The sequence below is a fragment of the Streptomyces pyxinicus genome, from assembly GCF_024753135.1.
In the GTDB taxonomy this organism is placed as follows: Bacteria; Actinomycetota; Actinomycetes; order Streptomycetales; family Streptomycetaceae; genus Streptomyces; species Streptomyces pyxinicus.
Genome location: NZ_JANUGP010000017.1, coordinates 68,144 through 89,566, shown reverse-complemented (window position 1 = coordinate 89,566; position 21,423 = coordinate 68,144). Strand labels below are relative to the sequence as shown.

The 21,423-nt window shown below is 74.2% G+C and carries 20 protein-coding genes and 1 pseudogene; 14 read left to right on the top strand and 7 right to left on the bottom strand.

What is annotated here, in order from left to right; translation table 11 throughout:
- The first annotated feature begins 34 nt into the window (after nucleotides 1-34).
- The 6 genes from NX794_RS21850 (at nucleotide 35) to NX794_RS21825 (ending at nucleotide 6,898) form a co-directional block, all read left to right on the top strand.
- Nucleotides 35-871 (top strand): undecaprenyl-diphosphate phosphatase, encoded by an 837-nt coding sequence (locus tag NX794_RS21850; RefSeq protein ID WP_258780360.1) that lies wholly within the window; start codon nucleotides 35-37, stop codon nucleotides 869-871.
- A gap of 95 nt (nucleotides 872-966) precedes the next feature.
- On the top strand, nucleotides 967-1,695 hold the full coding sequence (locus NX794_RS21845) for a FadR/GntR family transcriptional regulator (RefSeq protein WP_258780359.1): 729 nt from the start codon (nucleotides 967-969) through the stop codon (nucleotides 1,693-1,695).
- A gap of 265 nt (nucleotides 1,696-1,960) precedes the next feature.
- Complete coding sequence (locus tag NX794_RS21840) at nucleotides 1,961-2,977, top strand: asparaginase (protein WP_258780475.1); 1,017 nt, start codon at nucleotides 1,961-1,963, stop codon at nucleotides 2,975-2,977.
- 75 nt (nucleotides 2,978-3,052) lie between these two features.
- Nucleotides 3,053-3,991, top strand: a complete 939-nt coding sequence (locus NX794_RS21835; RefSeq protein ID WP_258780358.1) for a glutaminase — start codon at nucleotides 3,053-3,055, stop codon at nucleotides 3,989-3,991.
- 115 nt (nucleotides 3,992-4,106) lie between these two features.
- On the top strand, nucleotides 4,107-5,495 hold the full coding sequence (gene mptB, locus NX794_RS21830; protein ID WP_258780357.1) for a polyprenol phosphomannose-dependent alpha 1,6 mannosyltransferase MptB: 1,389 nt from the start codon (nucleotides 4,107-4,109) through the stop codon (nucleotides 5,493-5,495).
- The gene (locus NX794_RS21825; RefSeq protein WP_258780356.1) at nucleotides 5,492-6,898 is read left to right on the top strand and encodes a glycosyltransferase family 87 protein; all 1,407 of its coding nucleotides are present in this window, start codon (nucleotides 5,492-5,494) and stop codon (nucleotides 6,896-6,898) included. Before mptB ends, NX794_RS21825 begins: the two co-directional genes overlap by 4 nt.
- Before the next feature lie 59 nt (nucleotides 6,899-6,957).
- On the opposite strand, the pseudogene NX794_RS21820 reads toward NX794_RS21825, so the two are convergent.
- Both NX794_RS21820 and rho read right to left on the bottom strand, forming a co-directional pair.
- Nucleotides 6,958-7,653 (bottom strand): annotated as a pseudogene (locus NX794_RS21820) (D-alanyl-D-alanine carboxypeptidase family protein); the annotation flags it as partial.
- 238 nt (nucleotides 7,654-7,891) lie between these two features.
- Nucleotides 7,892-9,046 carry a transcription termination factor Rho gene (gene rho, locus NX794_RS21815; protein ID WP_258780355.1) on the bottom strand — a complete coding sequence of 385 codons (1,155 nt, stop codon included), beginning with the start codon at nucleotides 9,044-9,046 and terminating at the stop codon, nucleotides 7,892-7,894.
- Between the two features lie 382 nt (nucleotides 9,047-9,428).
- Here rho and NX794_RS21810 point away from each other — a divergent pair, with 382 nt between their 5' ends.
- Complete coding sequence (locus tag NX794_RS21810; protein ID WP_258780474.1) at nucleotides 9,429-10,679, top strand: cytochrome P450 family protein; 1,251 nt, start codon at nucleotides 9,429-9,431, stop codon at nucleotides 10,677-10,679.
- A 110-nt stretch (nucleotides 10,680-10,789) separates the two neighbouring features.
- The gene (locus tag NX794_RS21805; protein ID WP_258780354.1) at nucleotides 10,790-11,692 is read left to right on the top strand and encodes a hypothetical protein; all 903 of its coding nucleotides are present in this window, start codon (nucleotides 10,790-10,792) and stop codon (nucleotides 11,690-11,692) included.
- Here the strand turns inward: NX794_RS21805 and NX794_RS21800 are convergent.
- Nucleotides 11,682-12,059: a nuclear transport factor 2 family protein gene (locus tag NX794_RS21800; protein WP_258780353.1), complete on the bottom strand. Its 378-nt coding sequence runs from the start codon at nucleotides 12,057-12,059 to the stop codon at nucleotides 11,682-11,684. The two genes, NX794_RS21805 and NX794_RS21800, sit on opposite strands and share 11 nt — an antisense overlap.
- 75 nt (nucleotides 12,060-12,134) lie before the next feature.
- Between NX794_RS21800 and NX794_RS21795 the strand changes: the two genes are divergently transcribed.
- Both NX794_RS21795 and NX794_RS21790 read left to right on the top strand, forming a co-directional pair.
- Nucleotides 12,135-12,698, top strand: coding sequence for a PadR family transcriptional regulator (locus NX794_RS21795; RefSeq protein ID WP_258780352.1), 564 nt, complete (start codon nucleotides 12,135-12,137; stop codon nucleotides 12,696-12,698).
- Nucleotides 12,699-12,702: 4 nt separating this feature from the next.
- Entirely contained in the window at nucleotides 12,703-13,446 is a 744-nt protein-coding gene (locus NX794_RS21790) for a class I SAM-dependent methyltransferase (RefSeq protein WP_258780350.1), read from the top strand.
- Here the strand turns inward: NX794_RS21790 and NX794_RS21785 are convergent.
- Nucleotides 13,424-14,170: a GntR family transcriptional regulator gene (locus NX794_RS21785; protein ID WP_258780348.1), complete on the bottom strand. Its 747-nt coding sequence runs from the start codon at nucleotides 14,168-14,170 to the stop codon at nucleotides 13,424-13,426. The two genes, NX794_RS21790 and NX794_RS21785, sit on opposite strands and share 23 nt — an antisense overlap.
- Before the next feature lie 141 nt (nucleotides 14,171-14,311).
- Nucleotides 14,312-14,896 (bottom strand): Rv1733c family protein, encoded by a 585-nt coding sequence (locus NX794_RS21780; RefSeq protein WP_258780347.1) that lies wholly within the window; start codon nucleotides 14,894-14,896, stop codon nucleotides 14,312-14,314.
- 354 nt (nucleotides 14,897-15,250) lie between these two features.
- Between NX794_RS21780 and NX794_RS21775 the strand changes: the two genes are divergently transcribed.
- Nucleotides 15,251-16,006 carry a GNAT family N-acetyltransferase gene (locus tag NX794_RS21775; protein WP_258780346.1) on the top strand — a complete coding sequence of 252 codons (756 nt, stop codon included), beginning with the start codon at nucleotides 15,251-15,253 and terminating at the stop codon, nucleotides 16,004-16,006.
- Between the two features lie 49 nt (nucleotides 16,007-16,055).
- On the opposite strand, the gene NX794_RS21770 is transcribed toward NX794_RS21775, so the two are convergent.
- Nucleotides 16,056-16,454, bottom strand: coding sequence for a MarR family winged helix-turn-helix transcriptional regulator (locus NX794_RS21770; protein ID WP_258780472.1), 399 nt, complete (start codon nucleotides 16,452-16,454; stop codon nucleotides 16,056-16,058).
- A 360-nt stretch (nucleotides 16,455-16,814) separates the two neighbouring features.
- Between NX794_RS21770 and NX794_RS21765 the strand changes: the two genes are divergently transcribed.
- A complete protein-coding gene (locus NX794_RS21765) occupies nucleotides 16,815-17,624 on the top strand; it encodes a putative protein N(5)-glutamine methyltransferase (protein ID WP_258780345.1) in 810 nt (269 codons plus the stop codon).
- Between the two features lie 9 nt (nucleotides 17,625-17,633).
- On the opposite strand, the gene NX794_RS21760 is transcribed toward NX794_RS21765, so the two are convergent.
- On the bottom strand, nucleotides 17,634-19,712 hold the full coding sequence (locus tag NX794_RS21760) for a SpoIIE family protein phosphatase (protein ID WP_258780344.1): 2,079 nt from the start codon (nucleotides 19,710-19,712) through the stop codon (nucleotides 17,634-17,636).
- Nucleotides 19,713-19,997: 285 nt separating this feature from the next.
- On the opposite strand from NX794_RS21760, the gene NX794_RS21755 reads away from it, so the two are divergent.
- Complete coding sequence (locus tag NX794_RS21755) at nucleotides 19,998-20,879, top strand: hypothetical protein (RefSeq protein WP_258780343.1); 882 nt, start codon at nucleotides 19,998-20,000, stop codon at nucleotides 20,877-20,879.
- Nucleotides 20,880-20,974: 95 nt separating this feature from the next.
- Nucleotides 20,975-21,337, top strand: a complete 363-nt coding sequence (locus NX794_RS21750; RefSeq protein ID WP_258780342.1) for a hypothetical protein — start codon at nucleotides 20,975-20,977, stop codon at nucleotides 21,335-21,337.
- Nucleotides 21,338-21,423: the final 86 nt, after the last annotated feature.

Genomic DNA, 21,423 nt, shown 5'->3' with positions numbered 1-21,423 from the left:
CACTGTCGACCAACTATCCTCAGAACTGGATCCCATGAGCGCCATCTCCGTCGGTCAAGCCGTCGTCCTCGGGGTAGTCGAGGGGGTGACCGAGTTCCTCCCGGTGTCCTCCACCGGTCACCTGAAGATCGCCGAGGGGCTCATGGACATCCCCGTCGACGACGCGTCCGTCGTCGGGTTCTCGGCCGTCATCCAGGTCGGTGCCATCGCCGCCGTGCTCGTGTACTTCTTCAAGGACATCCGGCGGATCGTCACCGCCTGGTTCCGCGGCCTGGCCGACCGCGAGGAGCGCTACCACCACGACTACAAGTTCGCCTGGTGGGTGATCGCCGCGACCATCCCGATCGTCGTGGTCGGCCTCGCCGCCAAGCCGCTGATCGACGGCCCGCTCGCCTCCCTGTGGGTGGTCGCCGGCTCGCTCATCGTCGGCTCGGGCGTGATGTGGGCCGCCGACCAGATGGGCCGGCACAAGCGCGGGGAGGACGACACCTCCTTCAAGGACGCGATGTGGGTCGGCTGCTCCCAGATCCTCGCCCTGCTCTTCCCCGGCTTCTCCCGCTCCGGCGCCACCATGTCGACCGCGCTCATCCTCGACCTGGACCGGGTCGCCGCCACCCGGCTCTCCTTCTTCCTCGGCATCCCGGCCCTGACCGGCGCCGGGGTCTACGAGCTGAAGGACGCCCTCGGCACCGGGGTCGGCGCGGCCCCGCTCGCGGTCGGCACCGTGGTCTCCTTCGTCGTCGCCTACGCCTCCATCGCCTGGCTGCTCAAGTTCGTCGCCAAGCACTCCTTCAACGCCTTCGTGATCTACCGGATCGTCATCGGCGTCGCCCTGCTCGGCCTCCTCGCCACCGGCACGCTGAGCAGCTGAACCCTTCTCCCGCGGGGCGCGGCGTCCGCCGCGCCCCGTTCGCGTGTCCGGGACCCGTCTTGACACCCCAGGCCCGCGGACCGCACGATCGGTCCGTGAACCTGTCAGACAGCCAGACAGGTGGTCCGGGCCCGCGGCGCGTCAGCGCGATGGAGGCGGTCCTCACCCACCTGCGCGGCGCCATCGAGCGCGGGCAGTACGCCGTCGGCGACAAGCTGCCCTCCGAGGCCGAGCTGTGCCGCACCCTGGAGGTGTCCCGGCCCGTCCTGCGCGAGGCGCTGCGCGCCCTCCAGACGATGGGCCTGACGGTCTCCCGCACCGGAAAGGGCACCTTCGTCGTCGCCGGCGCCGTGGAGGACCCCACCTTCGGCGACTACGCGGCCAGCGACCTGATGGAGGTGCGCCGCCACATCGAGATCCCGGTCGCCGGCTACGCGGCCCTGCGCCGCACCCCCGAGGACCTGGACCACCTGGCCCACCTGCTCGACCGGATGGAACGGGAGACGGACACCACCGCCTGGGTGGCGATGGACACCCTCTTCCACCTCGCCGTCGCCGAAGCGGCCCGGAACCCGGTCTTCCGCCGGGTCATCGAGGAGATCCGCGACGCGCTGGCCCGCCAGTCCGCCTTCCTCAACGAACTGGGCGGACGGCGCGAGCAGTCCAACCGCGAGCACCGGGCGATCGTCGAGGCCCTGGCCGACGGCAGCGAACCCGACGCGGTGGCCGCCATGAGCCATCACCTGGACCGGGTCGAGACCAGCCTCACCGCCATCGTGCGCGCCCGGCCGGCGGACCCGCCCGCACCGGAGGGACAGCCATGACCCGCCTGCACCGGAGGGACAGCCATGATCCGCCTGCACCGGAGGGACAGCCATGATCCGCCTGCACCGGAGGGACAGCCATGACCCGCCCGGGCGGACAGGCATGATCCGCCCCGACGGCCGCACCACTGTGCCAGCCGACGCGGCATCGGCCACGGATCGGCAAAGCGACCCCGGGCCGACCCGTCCGCATGTCCCGCACGACCCCCACGGCCGGCGCGTGACCCGCGTACCGGCCCACCCCGACCCCCTGATGCAGGCAGTGATGAACACCGACTCCCTCGCCGAGGCGCCCGTCGTCCGCGAACCCCTCCACGCCCCCGTCGCCCACCTGATACGCGGCGGGGTCGTCGAAGGCATCCATTACGGCTCCGTCGTCGTCCTCGACGCCGACGGCCGGGTCACGTTCCAGCTCGGCGACATCGAGGCCGCCTTCTACCCGCGCTCGGCCGTCAAGCCCCTCCAGGCCGTGGCCATGCTGCGGGCCGGACTGCCCCTGGACGGCGAACTGCTCTCGCTCGCCGCCGCCAGCCACTCCGGCGAGGAACGCCACATCGCCGGCACCCGGCGCGTCCTCGACCTGGCCGGACTCACCGAGGACGACCTGCGCAACGTCCCCGACCTGCCGTTCGACCCCGCCGTCCGGGACACCTGGATCCGTGCGGGCCGCCCGGCCTCCCGACTCGCCCAGAACTGCTCGGGCAAGCACGCCGCCATGCTGTGGACGGCCAAGCTCAACGGCTGGTCCCTCACCGACTACCTCGACCCCGCGCACCCGCTCCAGCAGGCCGTCGCCGAGATCGTCGAGGACCTCACCGGCCAGCGCATCGCCCGGGTCACCGTGGACGGCTGCGGCGCCCCGCTGTTCGCCGTCTCCCTGCACGGTCTCGCCCGCGCCCTCGCCCGCATCACCTCGGCCGTGCCCGGCACCCCCGAGGCCCGCGTCGCCGACGCGATGCGCGAGCACGCCGAGATGGCCTCCGGAACCGGCCGTGACGTCGCCGCGCTGATGCGGGCCGTACCCGGACTGCTCGCCAAGGACGGTTTCGAGGGCGTCCAGGTCGCCGCGCTGCCCGACGGCCGCGCCATCGCCGTCAAGATCGCGGACGGCGCGAACCGGGCCCGGATACCCGTCGCCGCGGCGGCCCTCGCCCGCGCGGGCGTTGACCCGGCCCTGCTCGCCGCGTTCGCCGGGGAGCCGCTGCTCGGCGGCGGGCAGCCGGTGGGCAGCGTCCGCCCGGTGCGCGCCCTGGACACCGTCGACCTGCCGGCCTGCGCCTGACCGGCAGCAGGTGACGGGCTCCTGACCTGCGGTGATGTGGGTAGGAGTACGCCCGGGGACCGGCTCGGAGGCACAATGGTGATCATGACAACGACGTCGTCCGACACCTTCCTGCCGGTCCTGGAACGCATAGCCGAGGAGATCAGCCACACCCCCGGGCGCGGCCGTCCCGCCGACTACATCCCGGCCCTCGCCGCCTGCGACCCGCGCAGCTTCGGCATGGCCGTCGCCGAACTGGACGGCACGGTGTACGGCGTGGGGGAGTGGCGCCAGCCGTTCTCCACCCAGTCCGTCACCAAGGTGTTCACCCTCGCCCTCGACCTGGCCCGCGAGGGCGACGAACTCTGGGAGCACGTGGGCCGCGAGCCCTCCGGCAACCCGTTCAACTCCCTCGTGCAGCTGGAGTACGAGAACGGCATCCCGCGCAACCCCTTCATCAACGCGGGCGCCCTCGTCGTCACCGACCGGCTCCAGACCCGTACCGGGGACGCGGCCGGCGAACTGCTGGCCTTCCTGCGCGCCGAGAGCGGCAACCCGGCCCTGGACTTCGACCAGGAGGTCGCCGCCTCCGAGACCGCGCACGGCGCCCGCAACGCCGCCCTCGCCCACTTCATGACGTCGTACGGCAACATCGACAACGACGTGACCGTCCTGCTCGACCAGTACTTCCGGCAGTGCTCCGTCGCCGCGTCCTGCGCCGACCTCGCCCTCGCCACCGGCTTCCTCGCCCGGCACGGCATCCGCGCCGACGGCTCCCGGCTGCTCAGCCGCAGCCAGGCCAAGCAGGTCAACGCGGTCATGCTGACCTGCGGCACCTACGACGCGGCCGGCGACTTCGCCTACCGGGTCGGCCTGCCCGGCAAGAGCGGGGTCGGCGGCGGGATCATCGCTGTCGTGCCCGGCCGGTGCACGCTGTGCGTGTGGAGCCCGGGCCTGGACGAGCGCGGCAACTCGGTGGCCGGGGTGGCCGCCCTCGACCGGTTCACGACGCTCACCGGCCTCTCGGTGTTCTGACCGCACGCCCCTCGTCCGCCCCCCCGCACGCGCCGGTCACGTCCGGGCCGTCCGCCGGTGGAGGGGGCGTCGTCTTCCGGCCATCCCGTGTCGACACGCTGAACCCGTGTTGGCCATGGCATCCCCCGTCGATCTCCGCCGCTGCCGGTCACTGGGGCTGGCGGGCACCGCCGCTCTCGCCCTGGGCGGCGAGACGGCCGGCGCCCTGCCCGTCCGGGACCTGCCCGCCCCGGCGCAGGCCGGGCTCGGCCTGGTCGGGGTGTACTTCGGCGTCGTCCTGCTCACGGCCGCCTGGGTGCTCCTCGGCCGCCTGGTACGCGGCCCCCGGCCACCGGCACCGCGCGACCTGCTCCTGGTGCTCGCCGTGTGGGCGGCTCCGCTGCTGCTCGCGCCGCCGCTGTTCAGCCGGGACGTCTACAGCTATCTCGCACAGGGCGCGATGGCCGACGCCCACCTGGACGTCTACGGCCAGGGCCCCGCCCGGCTCGGCGGTCCGCTCGCCGACGAGGTCGCCCCGATGTGGCGGCACACCGGCGCCCCCTACGGCCCGGCGTTCCTGGCGCCCGCCTCCGTCCTGTCCGGCCTCACCCGCGGTGAACTGCCCGCCGGCCTGCTCGGGATGCGGCTGCTGGCCCTGTTCGGCGTCGCCCTCATGGCGGCGGCGCTGCCCCGGCTCGCCCGGCTCAGCGGCGCCGACCCGGCCGCCGCGCTCTGGCTGGGCGCCCTGAACCCGCTGGTCCTGCTGCATTTGGTCGCGGGCGCCCACAACGACGCCCTGATGCTCGGCCTGCTCGGCCTCGGCCTGCTCGCCGCACGCGGGCTCGGACCCGCCCCCGGCGCGGTCCTGGTCACCCTCGCCGGCCTGGTCAAGGCACCGGCGGCGCTCGGGCTGCTGGCGGTCGTCATCCTCGCGGTGCGCGCCGGGAGACGGCCGCTGCCCGCCGTCCTGGCCACGGCAGCGGCCTGCGCCGCGACGACGGTCGCCGCCACGGCCCTGGCCGGCACCGGCTACGGCTGGATCGCCGCCCTGAGCACTCCTGTCTCCCCGCGGAACTGGGCACTGACCAGCCTGCTCGGCCGGGCCACCGGCGCTCTGCTCACGCACCTCGGCAGCGGCCTCGCCCCGCTGGCCGTCCCGGTCTGGCACCTGGCCGGCCTCGCCGCCACCGCCGGTGCCGTCCTGCTGATCTGGCTCCGGGCGCGCCCCGGCCCGGTGTACGCGCTCGGTCTGAGCCTGCTGGCCGTCGCCGTCCTCGGCCCGGCGATCCGCCCCTGGTACGTGCTGTGGGGCCTGTTCCTCATCGCCGCCGGCGCGCCCGACACCCCGGTACGCCGACGGGCCGCCGTCCTGGTCGGCGTACTGGCCCTCGCCGTACTGCCCAGCGGCGGCCCGGCCCAGCCCGGGCAACTGGTCCTCGCGGTGTGCGGCGGGGTGCTCGGTGTGGTCGTCCTGTGGCAGGCCCACCAGGCGGCGCGGGTTCCGGTGCCGGGGCGTACGGCGTGAGGCGGCGGCCTCTGGGGACGCGGGCGCCGCGCACCGAGCGGGGCCGGGCGCTGCTGGTGTGCGTCCTCGCCGGTGCCGTCGCGCTCTTCACCGCCACCGTGCCGCTGCTGCGCGACTTCTTCGACCTGCGCGTCTACTACGGCACCGTGCACACCTGGACGCACGGCGGCCGGATCTACGACTACCACGTGCCCGGCACCGCCTACGGCTTCACCTACCCGCCCTTCGCCGCCGTCGCCATGCTGCCGCTGGCCCCGCTCGGCCGCACCCCCGCGATCGTCCTGTCCCTGCTGGTGAACCTGGCCGCGCTCGCCGTCGTCCTGCGGCTGCTGGCCGGTGCCGCGTGGCGCCGGCACGGCTGGTACCGGTGGTCGCTCGCGCTGTGCGCGCTCGCCCTGTTCGAGCCGCTGCGCGACACCTTCAGCTTCGGGCAGGTCAACCTCGTCCTGCTCGCCCTGGTGCTCACCGACTGCCGGCTGCTCGCCACCGGCCGGGGCCGCTGGGCGGGCATCGGGATCGGGTTGGCCGCGGCCGTGAAACTCACGCCCACCCTGTTCATCGGTCTGCTGCTGCTCGCCGGGCGCCGCCGCGCGGCCGGCGTCGCGACGGCCGTGGCCGTCGCGACGACCGGGCTGGCCGCCTGCGTGGACCCGGGCGCCTCCCGGTCCTACTGGACCCGGGCGCTGTGGGACACCGGCCGGGTGGGCCGCCTGGACTACGTCTCGAACCAGTCCCTGCAAGGAGTGCTGGCCCGCCTCGGCGAACCGGGGCGCCCGCTGTGGGCGACGGCGGTGCTGCTGACCCTGTGCGTCTGGGCCTGGCGCGCCCGCCGGGCGGTGGCGGCCGGGGACTGGCCGGCCGCGTCCGCGCTCACCGGCGCGGCGGCCTGCCTGGTCAGCCCCGTCACCTGGGTGCACCACCTGGTCTGGCTGCTGCCGTCCTTCGCCGTACTGCTGCGCGCCGGCCGGCCGCGCGCCGCCGGCGCCCTGTACGCCGTGCTGTGCACCAGCGTGGTCTGGCTGTGGTCGGACGGCGCGGCCGGCCCGGGCGCCTTCCTCGGGGCCAACGCCTATACCTGGATCACCCTCGGCCTGCTGCTGGGCCTGCCGGTCGGTCAGACCCGGGTGGACCGGCCGTGGCCCTTGGCCCGCAGCCGCAGCGCCACCGCTCCCGCGCCGAGCCCCGAAAGCCCGGCGACGACGGCCGTGCCGGACCAGCCCGAGTCGTCGTCCGGCGACCCCGAGGTGGCCGCCGAGACCGGGAGCGCCGACGCCGACGCGGCGGCGGACTTCGCGCGCAGCGCGTCCAGTGAGCCCACCGGATCGACGTGCCCGGCCGCCGCGAAGCCCCAGTCGAGCAGCGCGCGCGCCTCCTCGTACACCGCGAGGCCGTCGCCCTCCTGAGGGTTCATCACGGTCACGACGAGGGTGCGCCCGCCCCGCCGGGCGGCGGCCACCAGCGTGTTGCCCGCGTTGCTGGTGTAGCCGTTCTTGATGCCGAGCAGCCCCGGGTAGGGCGCCACACCGTCCTCGCCGGTCAGCAGCCGGTTGGTGTTCTCGATCGCGTACGACGAGCCGTCACCGGGAAAGCCGGCCTGGGCGGTGCCGCAATACCGGGCGAAGTCGGGGTTGTGCAGCCCCGCGCGGCCGAAGACCGCGAGGTCGAACGCGGAGGAGACCTGGCCGGGGGCGTCGTAGCCGTCGGGGGAGACGACATGGGTGTCCAGGGCGCCGAGCGCACGGGCCTTGACCTGCATCCGGGCGGTGGTGGCCTGCCAGCCGCCGCCGAGCGAGGCCAGCACGTGCACGGCGTCGTTCCCGGAGCTGAGGAACACCCCGTGCCACAGGTCGGCCACGCGGTAGGAGTGCCCCTCCTCGACACCGACCAGGCTGCTGCCCTCGCCGACGTCCTCCAGTTCCTCGTAGCGCACGGTGTGCTGCATCGAGCTGGGCAGCGAGGGCAGCACGGTGAGGGCGAACAGGGTCTTCATGGTGCTCGCGGGCGGCAGCGGGCGGTGCGCCCCGTTCGCCGCCAGCACGTCACCCGTACCGGCGTCGGCCACCAGCCAGGACAGCGCCGAGGGGGTGGGCAGCGCGGGTGCGCCCTGGCGCGGCCGGACCTGGATGCCGTCCCGGTAGAGAAGGGAGGGCCCGGGCATCGCGGCCGGCCGGGGCGGGGCGGGGTCCCCGGCGCGGTGCGCGGCGGCCGCCGTGGCCGGCGTCAGCGCCAGTACCCCTGCCACGCACAGGCAACAGGCCGACACGGCCGTCCGATGAGAAAGTCCGGTGATCATATGAAACAACGTACGAAGGACGGGCGGACATGCCGCGTCGGCCGGGCCGTTCGGCCCATCCGAGCAACCCGGATGCCGCACTCGGCCGCCCTCGGTGACCGGGTCAGCCGGCCGGCAGGGTGGGCCGGATCCGCCGCAGGAAGGTGGCGTTGTCCGGCGTGTTCCGCAGCCGCTCCAGCAGGGTCTCCGACCCGTGCGCGGCGCCGTCCCGGGACCGCAGGGCCCGGCGCAGTCCCTGTACGGCCGTCAACTCGGCCGATTCGAGCAGGAGTTCCTCGCGCCGGGTGCCGGTGGCGTCGATGTCCACGGCCGGGAAGACCCGGCGGGCGGCGAGTTCCCGGTCCAGCCGGAACTCCATGTTGCCCGTGCTCTTCAGCTCCTCGAAGAAGTAACCGTCGGCGCGCGAGCCGGTGTCCACCAGGGCGGTGGCGAGGATGGTGAGCGAGCCGGCTTCCTCGGTCTGCCGGGCGGCGCCGAAGAACCGCTTGGGGCCGAGCAGGGCGCCCGCGTCGACCCCGCCGCTCAGGGTACGGCCGCCGGCGGCGGAGGCGTTGTTGTGGGCCCGGCACAGCCGGGTCAGCGAGTCCAGCAGGATCACGACGTCCTCCCCGGCCTCGACCAGGCGCTTCGCCCGCTCGACGACGAGTTCGGCCAGCGCGATGTGCTCCTTGGCGGAGCGGTCGAAGGTGGAGGCGTACACCTCGCCGCGCACCGAGCGGCGCATCTCGGTGACCTCCTCGGGCCGCTCGTCCAGCAGCAGCACCAGCAGCCGGCACTCCGGGTGGTTGCCGGCGACCGCGGCGGCGTACTGCTGGAGCAGCACGGTCTTGCCGCTCTTGGGCGGGGCCACGAGCAGTCCCCGCTGGCCCTTGCCGACCGGCGCCAGCAGATCGGTGACGCGCCCGGCCAGGCCGGACCCGGGGTGTTCGAGGCGCAGCCGGCGGTGCGGATGCACCGGGGTCAGGTCCCGGAAGTGCCGGCGTCCGCCCAGGTCGGCGGGGGCGCGGCCGTCGACCCGGGCGACCTCGGTCAGGGTGCCCCGGTCGCCGAGCACGCCCTCGACCAGGTCGCCCTTGCGCAGTCCGTGCCGGCGGATCAGGGCCGGGGGGACCGCCGGGTCGCCGGGGGAGGGCAGCAGGCCCGCTGCCCTGAGGTGCCCCTTCCCGTGCGCGTCGACGTCGAGGACGCCGGTGACGAGCCGGGCGGGCGTGGCCGGGGCCTTCCGGCCCACGGCGGGGTGTTCGAGTGTGGTGGTCATGGAGGGATGTCCTTTCGCGGACGGAAGACTGAAGACTGTGGAGACGGCGGGGGAAGGCCGCGAGCGCGCGGCGGAACGGCACCTCGGGTACGGCACGGAAGGCCAGGTCGCGAGGTGGTGCTGGGAAGCTGACGTGCCGAGAGAGCGGCGGATCGGTCAGCTGGAGGAGAGAGAAACGGCACCGGCGCCCAGGGCGGGCGTTTCACGAGTGCTGACTGCACGGTACCACTCGATGCGTGGCCGTGCCCGTGACCGCTTCAACAAGCCGCCGCACCGGCCTGTTCCCGCCCGCCGCTCACGGACCCGCGCCGCGACCGGCCCGGGGCGCCTACCATCGAGCCGTCCTGTCCCCGGGGAAGTCAGGAGTCGTCCGGTGGAGAACATGCCCGCCGCCCGTACACCGCACCGCCTCGACCCGGCCGGCGGCTGCCCGCACGCCCGCGACGCGCGGCTGCTCGCCCAGGGTTCCGTGGCGCCGGTCGAGCTGCCCGGAGGGATCGAGGGCATGGTCGTCCTCGGGCACGAGGCGCTGAAGGAGTTCCTCCAGCATCCCGAAGTCGCCAAGGAAGCACGGCACTTCACGGCGCTGCGGGAGGGGCGCGTCGCCGAGGGCTGGCCGCTGCGCACCTTCGCGACCGTGCCGGGCATGACCACCGCCGACGGCGCCGACCACCGGCGGCTGCGGTCCCTGGTGAGCCGCGCCTTCACCCCCCGGCGCGTCGAGGAACTCCGCCCTCGCGTCGAGGAGTTGACCGATCAGTTCCTCGATGGGCTGGAGGGCGCCGCCCGGCAGGCGGACGGGGTCGCCGATCTCCGGCGGCACTTCGCGCTGCCGCTGCCTCTGGCCGTCATCGGTGAACTCCTCGGTGTGGCAGCGGAGTTCCGTGACCGGTTGCACCGGCTCGGGGCGAAGGTCGTGGCGACCGACACCGAGCCCGCCGAGGCCGTCGCCGCCAACCGGGAACTCGTCGCCGTCCTCGGCGAGATCGCCGCCGCCAAGGCCGCGCACCCGGCCGACGACCTCACCAGTGCCCTCATCGCCGCCCGCGAGGAGGGCGGGGACCGGCTCGGACACCAGGAGCTGATCGGCACACTCCTGCTGATGATCATCGCCGGGCACGAGACCACGCTCAACCTGGTCACCAACGCCGTACGCGCCCTGTGCGCCCACCCCGACCAGCTCGACCTGGTCCGCGCCGGCCGGGCGGGCTGGGCCGACGTGGTGGAGGAGACCCTGCGCTGGGACGCTCCGGTCAGCTGCTTCCCGTTCCGCTACCCGGTACGGGACCTCACCCTCGACGGCACGCTCCTGCCGGCCGGCACCCCGGTGCTCGCGGGCTACTCCGCCGCCGGCCGGGACCCCGCCGCGCACGGCCCCGACGCCGACCGCTTCGACGTCACCCGCCCCGCCCGCCCCGACGCCGTACGCCACCTCTCGCTGGGCCACGGCGCCCACTACTGCCTGGGCGCCCCGCTGGCCCGTATGGAGGCCGCGGTAGCGCTGGAGAGACTGTTCACGCGCTTCCCCGGACTGCGGCTCGCCGTCCCCGAGAGTGAACTGGCCCCGCACGCCGGGTTCGTCGGCAACAGCGTGCGGGACCTCCCTGTCCGGCCCCTGCCGCTCGCCCCCTGAGCCTTGTCCGGTCCGGCCGCTGTGTCACGGGACGGCACCCGATGTCCACGGACCATAACGATCGGCGCCCGAAGGGGACTTGACCAGCGGGTATCCATTATGTTCGGGCCATGTCCACGCCACCTCCGCCGCAGCCGGCGGACCAGCCGCCTCAGCAGCCCCAGCCGCCCGCGCAGCAGCCGGCCGTCCCGCCGCAGCCGACGGCCTACCCGTACCCCAACCCGGCGTCCCCGCCGCCGGGAAACCCCTACGCGCAGCCCACGCTGGTCGGACAGCCCGCGGTCCCGCCGCAGCCGGGCCAGGGGGTCCCGGGGTACCCGCCGCCGGTCAACCCGTACGCGCAGGCACCGCAGTTCGGACCCGTGCCACCCCCCGCGGCCGGCGGCGGTGGTGCCGGCAAGGCGGTGCTGTGGGCGGTCGTCGGCGCGGTCGTGGCCTCCGCGGCGTGGGCGGGCGGTGTTCTCCTGCTCGGCGGCACCGGCGACAGCGCGGACCTGCGCGGCTACGCGGCACCGGCCGACCTGTGCTCCGACGCCGACTACTCCTCCTTCAAGGACGAGTACACCGAGAACGACTCCTCGCCGGCCCACACCTCCCTCAAGGACCCGGTGCTGGACGAGGGTTACTGCAGCGTGAGCCTGAAGAAATCCGGCTCCTCCTACGCCGACGCGTACCTCTCCATGCAGCTCGACCTGCACCGGAAGACCGACCCCGGGCCCGAGTTCACCGCCACCTGGAAGAACTACGGCGACAGCCACAAGGGCTACGACGTCGACCCGGTCACCGGCATCGGCGACGAGGCCTACCTGGTCAGCCAGGACACCACCAGCGGCTCTTCCAGCGGCTCCCGGTACGCCACGCTCGCCGTCCGGGACGGCTGGGCCACCTACAGCATGAGCTACAGCGCCTACCTCAGCTCCTACGACAAGGACAAGGATCCGCCCGCCCTCGCCGACGTGTCGGACTGGCTGAAGACGGACACCAGGGCCACCCTGGCCAAGCTCAAGGGGTGACGTCCGCCAGTCGCGCGCCCATGGCCGTGGCCAGGGCCTGGGCGCCCGACAGCGGACGCACCATCACCATCAGCTCGTCGATCAGGCCGTCCTCGCCGACGTGCAGGAAGTCGCAGCCGGTCAGCTCGCGGTCGCCCACCCGCGCGGTGAAGACCAGCGCGTGGTCGGGCCCGTCCGGGGCGCCGATCTCCCGGACGTACCGGAAGTCCTCGAAGACCTGGCTGACCGTGCGCAGGATCAGCGCCGTGACCTCCCGGCCCCGGTAGGGCTTGTGGACGACCGGGCTGGTGAACACGACGTCCTCGGCCAGCAGAGCCTCGACGGCGTCCATGTCCCATGCCTCCACCGCCTCGCGGAACGCGCGCATCGGACCACCTCCTCACATACTCAATTATTTGAATAGGTGCGGATGACATTAATCAACCGCTGCTAGCCTGTCCATATGTCGCTCAGGTACGCCGTGCTCGCCGCCCTGCTGGAGGGCGAGGCCTCGGGCTACGAGCTGTCCAAGTCGTTCGACGTCTCGCTCGCGAACTTCTGGCCCGCCACGCCCCAGCAGCTCTACCGGGAACTGGAGCGGCTGGCCGGGGACGGACTCGTCGCGTCCCGCGTGGTGCGGCAGGAACGCCGGCCCGACAAGCGGATGTTCACGCTCACCGAGGCGGGCCGGGCCGAACTGGGCGCCTTCGCCGGGCGCCCGCCGAAGCGGCCCACCGCCGTCCGCGACGAACTCCTCATCAAGGTCCAGGCGATGGACGGCGGCGACCCGGACGTCACCCGGGTGCTGATCGAGGAGCGCATGGACCGGGTGCGCGGCAAACTCGACCGCTACCGGCGGCTGCGCGACCGCCTCCTCGACGGGCGCGCCGAGGACGAGTACCTGGCCACGGCCGAACGCGTCGGACCGTATCTCACCCTCATGGCCGGGATCGGCTTCGAGGAGCAGAACCTGCGCTGGTGCGAACGCGCCCTGCTGGTCCTGGCGCGGCGGGTGCCCCTAGGCTGACGCGATGTTCGGTCCCGAAGGCCCCTCGTTGCGTGAACTCGCCGTGCAGGCGCTGTCGTCCGTCGAGCACGGGTACGACCTGCTGGCCCCGAAGTTCGACCACACCCCCTTCCGCACCCCCGACGCCGTCCTGGAGTCCGTCGCGAAGGCGCTCGCCGGGACCGGGCCCTACCAGGACGGCCTCGACCTGTGCTGCGGCACCGGCGCCGGCACCGAGACCCTGGCCGGGCTGTGCCGGCGCAGTGTCACCGGCGTCGACTTCAGCGCGGGCATGCTGGAGGTGGCCCGGCGCCGGATCCGGCCGGCCGGCGGACCCGGGGTCGCCTGGGTGCGCGGCGACGCCCGGGCCCTGCCGTTCACGGCCGCCTTCGACCTCGTGGTCTCCTTCGGGGCGTTCGGGCACTTCCTGCCCGGCGAACTGCCGGTCCTCTTCCGCCAGGTCCACGCGGCCCTGCGGCCCGGCGGCCGCTTCGCCTTCCCGGTCCTCGCCCCGCCCCGGCCCACCCGCCCCGCCTACTGGGCGCTGCTGGGCTTCGACGCCGTGATGCGGGTGCGCAACGCGCTGTGGCGGCCGCCGTTCGTCATGTACTACCGGGCCTTCCGGCTCGGCGACGTGCTGGGCGGGCTGCGGCGGGCCGGGTTCGCCGTCGAGACGGCGCCCCAGCCGGAGTTCGGGCGGCGCGACGACGGCAGCCCGCGCGCCCGGCTGGTGACCGCCCGCCGGCTCAGCCCGCCGCCGGCAGCGTGAACTCGTAGACCAAAGTGTCCTGTTCGGAGTTCACCACCAGATCGGTGATCTCCAGCGGGCGGGCGAACTGGTCGTGCACCCGCCGGGTCACCCGCACCGAGGACGCGTCACTGACCTGGGTGATGGCGTCCCGGTGGTGCAGGGTCAGACCCGCCTTGCGCATCCAGTCGTACGCCCGCCGCAACTGCGCCGGGGTGGCACCGTCGGCCCGGCCCCGGTACCGGCCCAGCTCCACCACCTCGGCCAGCGCCACCGCCGAGAACGACGTCACCGCCGTCCGCAGCGACCGGCCCTCCGGGGTCACCGACCGGTACCGGTGCACCAGCGTCGGCCGGTGCGGGGCGAGACCCAGCGCCCGCGCGTGTTCCGGCGGGGGCGTCTCCCAGATCACCGTCGCCCGGTCGTAGGCACAGGGGTCCGCCGAGCGCGCGCCCACCGGGAAGGTCAGCGTCTCCGGTGCCTCCACCGGCCGGCCGGGCAGCGAGGCGTGGCTGCCCCGGCGGTCGGTGGCGACCAGACCGCCGCGGCGCAGCATCTCCAGCGCCTGCCGGACGGTCTCCCGGCTCACCTCGAAGTGCACGGCCAACTGCCGTTCCCCCGGGAGCCGTTCACCCGGCGGTATGGTGCCGTCGCGTAGTTCGTCGAGCAGCCGCGACGCGACCCGTGCGTACAGGGGCCGGTCGCCGGTCGATGCGGGCTGGTGCGGGGTGGTGGTGCGGGCCATGCCGCGCCCTCCTGTTGGTCACAAGACGTAGCCATGCGGGCTCATTGCGCGACCACAATTAGCATTGGTCTAAACCACAAGGGAAGGGTGGACCCCCGAATCGGCCGAAACCCACCCCGCGCGTCGCGACCGGCCGGCCCCTCATGTCCGGGGCTGGTTCCACCTCGGGCCCGTCCGCGCCCACTCCCGCTCCCACTCGGCCAGCCGGTGCCGCAGCGCGATCCGGCGCGCCACGGCCTGGCCGAGGAGCACCACGCCCGCGGCCCCGCCCGCCGCGCACAGCCCGATGATGACGGTGTGCTGCCACACCGCGCCCTCGCCCGGCGGCGGCTCCACCGCACGCTCCCGGGAGTCCAGCCACACCGCCACCGCATCGCCCGCCCGCGTCCCCGCGGGCACCCGGCCCCAGCCGGTACGGGCGCCCTTGCCGGGCTCCGACCAGCGGATCCGCGCGATGTAGGGCTGCCGGCGGCCGGCCTCGGAGACGGTCGTCCGCCGGGGCGGGTCGCCGATCATCGTGGCCCGAACCTGATGCCGCTCCGCCCGCTGGGCCGCCACGAGCGCCCGGGCCTCCCCGTGCGCGTGCAGGCCCGCGGCGACCCCCACCAGCGGCGCGACCAGGCCGACCAGTACGGCGACGACCAGCACCACCCAGGCCTCCACCACGTCGGACCGGCGCCGCAACGGGTTGCGCCGCCAGCGCCAACCACGCACCCGGGTACGCATGTCCACCTCCTCGCCACCGCCGCGGCCGGAGATCCGGCCGGGCCGGTGTCGCGGGCCCGCCGCCCCGCCGCTCGCCCCACACGAGCGGACACACCCGTCTCGTACCCCGTACGACGCACCTCGCGCCTGCCGTGAACCGCGAGTTCCAGCCCTCCTTGAGCCCGCCCGGCCACGCACCCGATCATTGCGGCCGTATGAAAGGTTCCGGGCCGTTCCGGACGGCGGGAATACCCGCCCGGTGTTCCGCCTTGGCGATCCTTGCCGGCTGGTGGTGTGCGCCGGTGACCGTGCGAGGGAAGCGAGGAAGAGGATGCTCCAGACCAACGTCTCCAGGACCGTGAGCGGGGTGTGCGCGTGAGCCTCGCCAGTTCCGGCGTACCCGGCCCGGCCGCCGCCGACGCCCCGCACCTCCTCGACAACCCCGCCCTCGCCTCGCTCACCGGGCCGCACGCCCACTTCGCCGAGCGGTACGGACGGATTTTGCGCTATCCGCTCGACGTCTCCCCGTGGCTTGCGCTGCCCGACGAGCCGGACGCGCGGGACTGGGCGGACCTCGCCGCGCTGGCCGGGCCCGGCGCCGAGGTCCCGCTGCTCGCCTTCCGCGGCAGCGTGCCGGCGGACTGGGAGATCACCTTCCACGCGGCGGGCGTGCAGCTGGTGGACGACGGCCTGGTCACCGCGCCCGACGAGGAGGCCGTCCGGCTCGGCCCCGCGGACGTGCCGGAGATGCTCGACCTGGTCGCCCGCACCGAGCCCGGACCGTTCCTGCCGCGCACCGTCGAACTGGGCACCTACCTCGGCATCCGCCGCGACGGCGCGCTGATCGCCATGGCGGGGGAGCGGCTGCACCCGCCGGGCCACACCGAGATCAGCGCGGTCTGCACCGACCCGGCCTTCCGCGGCCAGGGCCTGGCCACCCGGCTGATCCTCGCGGTCGCGCACGGCATCCGGGAGCGCGGCGAGACGCCGTTCCTGCACACCGGCGCCCGGAACACGAACGCGATCCGGCTGTACGAGGCCCTCGGCTTCCGGCTGCGGCTGCACGCGGCGTTCATGGGGGCCAGGGTCCCGGAGCGGCTGACGGACGAGCGGGCGGCCGTACCCGCGTGAGCGGCGGCCGGCCCGCACCGGCCGCTCGGCCGGAGTCCGCACCGGCCGCTCAGTCGGTGTCCGTGCCGTCCGGGCCCGCGTTGTACCGCTCCAGGTAGGACGCGAAGCGCACCAGGTCCGCCTCCGGCCAGTCCGCCAGCCGGTCCCGGAAGGCGGCCCGGCGGCTGCGGGTCACCTGGGCCAGGATCTCCCGGCCCGCCGCCGTCAGGTCCAGCACCTGGACCCGGTGGTCCGCCGGGTCCGGCCGGCGCTCGATCAGTCCGGCCCGCTCCAGGGCGGCCACCTGGCGGCTCACCGTGGACTTGTCCAGCGCGTAGTGGGCCGCCAGGTCCGTCGCCCGGCACCCGCCGCTCTCCTCCAGATGCCCGAGCAGGGTGTACGACACCAGCGACAGCTCGGGATGCATCCGCCCCGCCGAGGCGCGCGCCCGGCGTGCGAAGACCGTCATCTCGCGCTGGATCGTCTCGACGGCCGACTGCGCCGCGCTGCTCACGGGGATACCTCCTCAAGCGGTGTGGTTGCACAGTACAACTCAGGTCGGGAGTCACGGGAGCCGCCCGCCGCCACCGGCTCGCCCTCGGCGGCCACCCGGACGCCCCTGGCGTGTATCGTGGCCGTCCGGCCGCAGACCCCCGCGGCCTTCGCGACACGCAGTCGCCGAGAAGACGTCGAGAGAAGACGAGGAGGTGAGACCCATCACCGCTGTGTCAGCCGGGGTGCTCTCTCCTCATGACGGCGCGGTCCACCGGCAGCGGTGACCGCGGGGAGCGCCCCGAGGCCTCGCGCTCCCGAAAGGCTCCGGCATCCGATGCCCGTACCGCCCTCCGCTTTCCCCGCCTCCGCTCTCCCCGTCTCCCCGCCCGCCGTCGTCTCCGCGCTGCGCGCCGCCGGGTGCGTCTTCGCCGAGGACGAGGCGGAGCTGATCCTCGCCACCGCCCGGTCGGGCCCTGACGTGACCGCGATGGTGGCGCGCCGCGTCGCCGGCCACCCCCTCGAACAGGTCCTCGGCTGGGCCTCCTTCCACGGACTGCGCATCACGGTCGAACCCGGGGTGTTCGTCCCCCGCCGCCGTACCGAGTTCCTGGTCGACCGGGCGCTGGCCCTGGCGCCGGACGCGCGGGTGGTCGTGGACCTGTGCTGCGGGTCCGGCGCGCTCGGTGCCGCCCTCGCCGCCGCCCTGGACGGCGCCGAGGTGCACGCGGCCGACATCGACCCGGCCGCCGTACGCTGCGCCCGGCGCAATCTCGCCGCCCACGGTGGCCGGGCCCACCAGGGCGACCTGTACGAGGCGCTGCCCGGCGCGCTGCGCGGGCGCGTCGACGTGCTGACGGCCAACGTGCCCTACGTCCCCACCGGTGAGGTACCCCTGCTGCCCGCCGAGGCCCGCGACCACGAACCGCTCGCCGCGCTCGACGGCGGCGCGGACGGTCTCGACGTGCTGCGTCGGGTCGCCGCCGGAGCACCCGGCTGGCTGGCCCCCGGCGGCCGCCTGCTCACCGAGACCGGCGAGCACCAGACGGCGGCGGCCCTGGAGATCCTCACCGCGGCCGGCCTGAGCAGCCATCTCGCGGTCTCGGACGAGGGGTACGCGCACGTGGTGATCGGCGTCCGTACCTGAACCCCGCCGTCAGGACGCCGGCCGGGAGCGGGCGATCAGCAGGGCCACGTCGTCGTGGTTGTCCGGGTGGTGCAGGGTACGCAGCAGCAGGTCGCAGGTCTCCTCCAGCGGGCGACCGGGGTCGTCCAGCAGGGAGAGCAGGAAGTCGAGGCGCTCGTCCAGGGAGTGGCGGCGGGTCTCCACCAGGCCGTCGGTGTAGAACACCAGCTCGTCGCCGGGCTCGAAGTCGACGGTGACGGTCGAGAACCCGACCCCGCCCACGCCCAGCGGCACCCCGGTCGGCAGGTCCAGCAGTTCCGGCGGCCGGCCGGGCCGTACCCGGACCGGCGGCAGGTGGCCGGCGTTGGCGATCCGGCAGCGGCGCGACCGCGGATCGTGGACGGCGTAGACACAGGTCGCGATGGACTGGTCCAGCGTGGACGTCGTCCGGTCCAGGTGTTCGAGCAGCAGCGCGGGATCGAGGTCGAGCGCGGCCAGCGTGGCGGTCGCGGTGCGCAGCCGGCCCATCGCGGCGGCGGCGCTGATGCCGCTGCCCATCACGTCGCCCACCACGAGCGCGGTCTTCCCGCCCTCCAGCGGGATGACGTCGAACCAGTCCCCGCCGACCTCGCTGGTGGCGCCCGCCGGCTGGTAGCGGGACGCCACCTCCAGGCCGGCCGCCACCGGCGGATCGCTCGGCAGCAGGCTGCGCTGGAGCGTGAGGGCGGTGTCGCGGGCGTTCTGGTACCAGCGGGCGTTGTCGATCTGCACGGCCGCGCGGGCGGCCAGCTCCCGGGCCAGCAGCACGTCGTCCGCGTCGAACGGCGCCGGGTTGCGGGTGCGCTTGAGGTCCAGCGCGCCCAGCACCTCGCCGCGCGCGATCAACGGCACCGCGAGATACGAGTGCAGGCCCGACCGCCCCAGCAGGACGGCCGCCTCCGGGGAGCGGGCGATGTGCGGCAGGTCGTCGTCCTCGACGTGCGGCACCAGCACCGCCTCACCGGTGCGCACGCACTCGGTGACCAGCCGGTCGGGGGCGTACCGGGCGATCTGGCCGGGCGGGTCGGCGGCCCGTACGGCGTCCGAACCGTCCGCCGGACGCAGCGCCAGCGCCCGGATCACCGCCGCCTCCGACGGGCCCAGGGTGCTGGGCCGCCCCTCCACCACCGCGTCCAGCAGGTCCACGGCCGCCACGTCCGCCAGCTCCGGCACCGCCACCTCGGCCAGTTCGCAGGCGGTGCGCTCCAGCTCCAGCGTCGTACCGATCCGGGCCGAGGCGTCGGCGACCACCGCGAGCCGGCGCCGGGCGGCCTCCGCCGCCACCGAGGCCCGGTGCTGCTCGGTGATGTCGACCAGCGAGACCGCGACGCCGAGCACGTTGCCCATGGCGTCCTCCAGCCGGTACAGCGAGTGCGACCAGGTGTGCTCGGTGTCCGGGTCGGCGGGCGTCCGGCCCGCCAGCGTGCCGCCGATCAGCGGCTCGCCGGTCTCCAGCACCCGCCGGGCCGCCTCCTGAAGGGCCTCGGCGTCCATCAGCGGCAGCACCTCGGACAGGGCCCGGTCCACGTGCTCGGCGACCGGGACGCCGCTGATCTCCTCCAGGGCGGGGTTGACCGAGACGAACCGGAGCCGGGTGTCCAGGACGCCGTAGCCGATGGGTGACTGCCTCACCATCCGCTCGGACAGCGCCACGTCCTGCTCCAGGCGCCGTACGGTCGACTGGTCGGCGGCCAGGCCCAGGGCGTACACGTCGCCTCGGTCGTCCAGCAGCCGCATGTTGCGGAACTCCACCAGGCGGGTGCCACCGTCCTTGTGGCGGACCGGGAAACCGCCGGCCCAGCTCTGCCCGGTGCGCAGCACGTCGGCGAAGAGCCTGCCGACCAGTTTCATATGGCGCTCGTGCACCATCAGGCGGGCGGCGTACTGCCCGAGGGCCTCCTGGGCGGTGTAGCCGAACAGCTCCTCGGCCTGCGGGCTCCACAGTACGATCCGCCCGTCGGTGTCCAGCACCACCGACGCCACGCCCAGCACGTCGAGCAGGCCGCCCGGCCGCAGGGAGCCGCGCGCCGGCTCGTCGCCCTCGGCCACCGGAGCCTCGGCTGCACTCATGCCTCGCACCGCCTTCGCCCGTCCGCCCGGCACGCCGTCCCCGGTGCCGACTCCCCTTGTTCTACCGCGCTCACACCGAATCTCCGACGCCTTGGACGCCTCCGCCGTGTACCTCCACCATCCCTCAACACGGCGACGGACGTCCGCCGGAGCCGCCCGGGCGGCGGTGCGCGGGGTCCGTGAGAGTTCACGTCCGATAGGGCGACGTGGCCTGTACATGATCAACCCGCCACGCCAGACTGTCCGCCGACCGAGTGCCCCCACACCCGCTCCGAGGAGTCGGCCATGCCCGTGTTCGCCCGGCAACGTTGTCACACCGTCCTCGCCCCATTCGTCACCCTCGCCACCGCGGCTCTCGTCTCCCTCGCCGCGCCCGGCACCGCCGGCGCGGCCGACACCTGGACCGAGACCGGCTCCGACCGCGCCGATCCGCTGACCGAGAGCCAGGGCCTCGCCTCCGTCGAGGTCCCGGCGAACAGCCCCAACCGCTACACCGGCATCGGCACCATCCCCCTCGGCCTCTCCAGCCGTGGCTGGAACCACGTCGGCGACCCCGACGCCACCTACGACGGCCACTACATCGAGCCCTACCAGCGGGACTCGGGCACCGCGAAGATGTACCGCGTGCAGGCGCCCGGCGGCGCCTGGTCGGAGTACGTCCACACGCTCGCGCCCGGCGAGGCGCTGAACAACTCCTGGGACGCCGTCACGCCCGACGGGCAGTGGATGCTCTCGGGGGAGTGGGGCACCATGACCCGGCTGCTGGTCTTCCCGACGCCCGGCGTCAACGCGAGCACCTCGCCGTCGGCCGACCTGCCGCTGGCCGCCACGGTCGAACTGGACCACGCCGTACGGGACGTCCAGGGCTGCGACTTCTCCGGCCCCACGACTCTGCTGTGCTCCTCGGACGACCCCGAGGGCAGCCTCTTCGGCGTCACCAAGCCGCTGCTCCGGATCGACCTGTCGGCCGCGCCGAGCGGGTCCGCGCACGTCACCGGCCATGTCACGGCGCTACGGCAACTGCCGCTGCGCAGCTCCTGCTCCGGGACCTTCGAGGCGGAGGGCATCGACTACGACCGGCGCACCGGCACCCTGCGCGTGATCGTGGTCTCGCCGGGCTTCTGCATGCTCACCGACAGCAAGACCTACAAGTTCGCCCGCGGCTGAGGTGCCCGCACCGCCGCCTGATGCTTTGCTGAGGATGGAAGCGGCCGGGCGGGGTACCCCCTTCCATCGAGGCACGACCAGGAGAGGAGCGGTCAATGGCAGACACGGAGCGGTCGGAAACCGTCACGGTGGAGCTCAGCGGATCCAAGGAGGACGCCCGTCTCGTCTTCGACGCGCTCAGGACCTGCTTCGCCTCCGACCGGGGCGCCGACGAGGAACCGCAGCAGCTCGACGAGAACCGGCCCATGGTGTGGCTCGGCACCTACGACGTCTCGGACTCCCGGGAGCAGGGCTGCCCGCCGGTCCGCCTCGGCTCGTCCGTCCAGGCGGAGGTGCAGGGCGGCTACTGGGCCGTGGACAGGTTCCGCACCACCCTCGACTCGATGTTCAGCGTAGAGGAGACCTCCGCCTCCGGTGACCAGGAGCGGGACCTCCACCTGCGCCTGGAGAGCCGCTGACCCCACGGTTCACCCCGACGCCCCGGCCGGCTCCGCCCGGCCGGGGCGTCGCGCGTGCGGCCTGTGCCCGGTGTCACGCCCCCCTG

What these genes read in the sequence shown, in the direction of transcription:
- NX794_RS21795 (WP_258780352.1), top strand. Translation starts at nt 12,135, where the DNA reads ATGTCGCTCAGGTACGCCGTGCTCGCCGCCCTGCTGGAGGGCGAGGCC.
- rho (WP_258780355.1), bottom strand. Translation starts at nt 9,046, where the DNA reads ATGACCACCACACTCGAACACCCCGCCGTGGGCCGGAAGGCCCCGGCC.
- NX794_RS21780 (WP_258780347.1), bottom strand. Translation starts at nt 14,896, where the DNA reads ATGCGTACCCGGGTGCGTGGTTGGCGCTGGCGGCGCAACCCGTTGCGG.
- NX794_RS21840 (WP_258780475.1), top strand. Translation starts at nt 1,961, where the DNA reads ATGAACACCGACTCCCTCGCCGAGGCGCCCGTCGTCCGCGAACCCCTC.
- NX794_RS21810 (WP_258780474.1), top strand. Translation starts at nt 9,429, where the DNA reads ATGCCCGCCGCCCGTACACCGCACCGCCTCGACCCGGCCGGCGGCTGC.
- NX794_RS21755 (WP_258780343.1), top strand. Translation starts at nt 19,998, where the DNA reads ATGCCCGTGTTCGCCCGGCAACGTTGTCACACCGTCCTCGCCCCATTC.
- NX794_RS21805 (WP_258780354.1), top strand. Translation starts at nt 10,790, where the DNA reads ATGTCCACGCCACCTCCGCCGCAGCCGGCGGACCAGCCGCCTCAGCAG.
- NX794_RS21785 (WP_258780348.1), bottom strand. Translation starts at nt 14,170, where the DNA reads ATGGCCCGCACCACCACCCCGCACCAGCCCGCATCGACCGGCGACCGG.
- mptB (WP_258780357.1), top strand. Translation starts at nt 4,107, where the DNA reads ATGGCATCCCCCGTCGATCTCCGCCGCTGCCGGTCACTGGGGCTGGCG.
- NX794_RS21835 (WP_258780358.1), top strand. Translation starts at nt 3,053, where the DNA reads ATGGTGATCATGACAACGACGTCGTCCGACACCTTCCTGCCGGTCCTG.
- NX794_RS21760 (WP_258780344.1), bottom strand. Translation starts at nt 19,712, where the DNA reads ATGAGTGCAGCCGAGGCTCCGGTGGCCGAGGGCGACGAGCCGGCGCGC.
- NX794_RS21850 (WP_258780360.1), top strand. Translation starts at nt 35, where the DNA reads ATGAGCGCCATCTCCGTCGGTCAAGCCGTCGTCCTCGGGGTAGTCGAG.
- NX794_RS21765 (WP_258780345.1), top strand. Translation starts at nt 16,815, where the DNA reads ATGCCCGTACCGCCCTCCGCTTTCCCCGCCTCCGCTCTCCCCGTCTCC.
- NX794_RS21750 (WP_258780342.1), top strand. Translation starts at nt 20,975, where the DNA reads ATGGCAGACACGGAGCGGTCGGAAACCGTCACGGTGGAGCTCAGCGGA.
- NX794_RS21800 (WP_258780353.1), bottom strand. Translation starts at nt 12,059, where the DNA reads ATGCGCGCGTTCCGCGAGGCGGTGGAGGCATGGGACATGGACGCCGTC.
- NX794_RS21790 (WP_258780350.1), top strand. Translation starts at nt 12,703, where the DNA reads ATGTTCGGTCCCGAAGGCCCCTCGTTGCGTGAACTCGCCGTGCAGGCG.
- NX794_RS21770 (WP_258780472.1), bottom strand. Translation starts at nt 16,454, where the DNA reads ATGACGGTCTTCGCACGCCGGGCGCGCGCCTCGGCGGGGCGGATGCAT.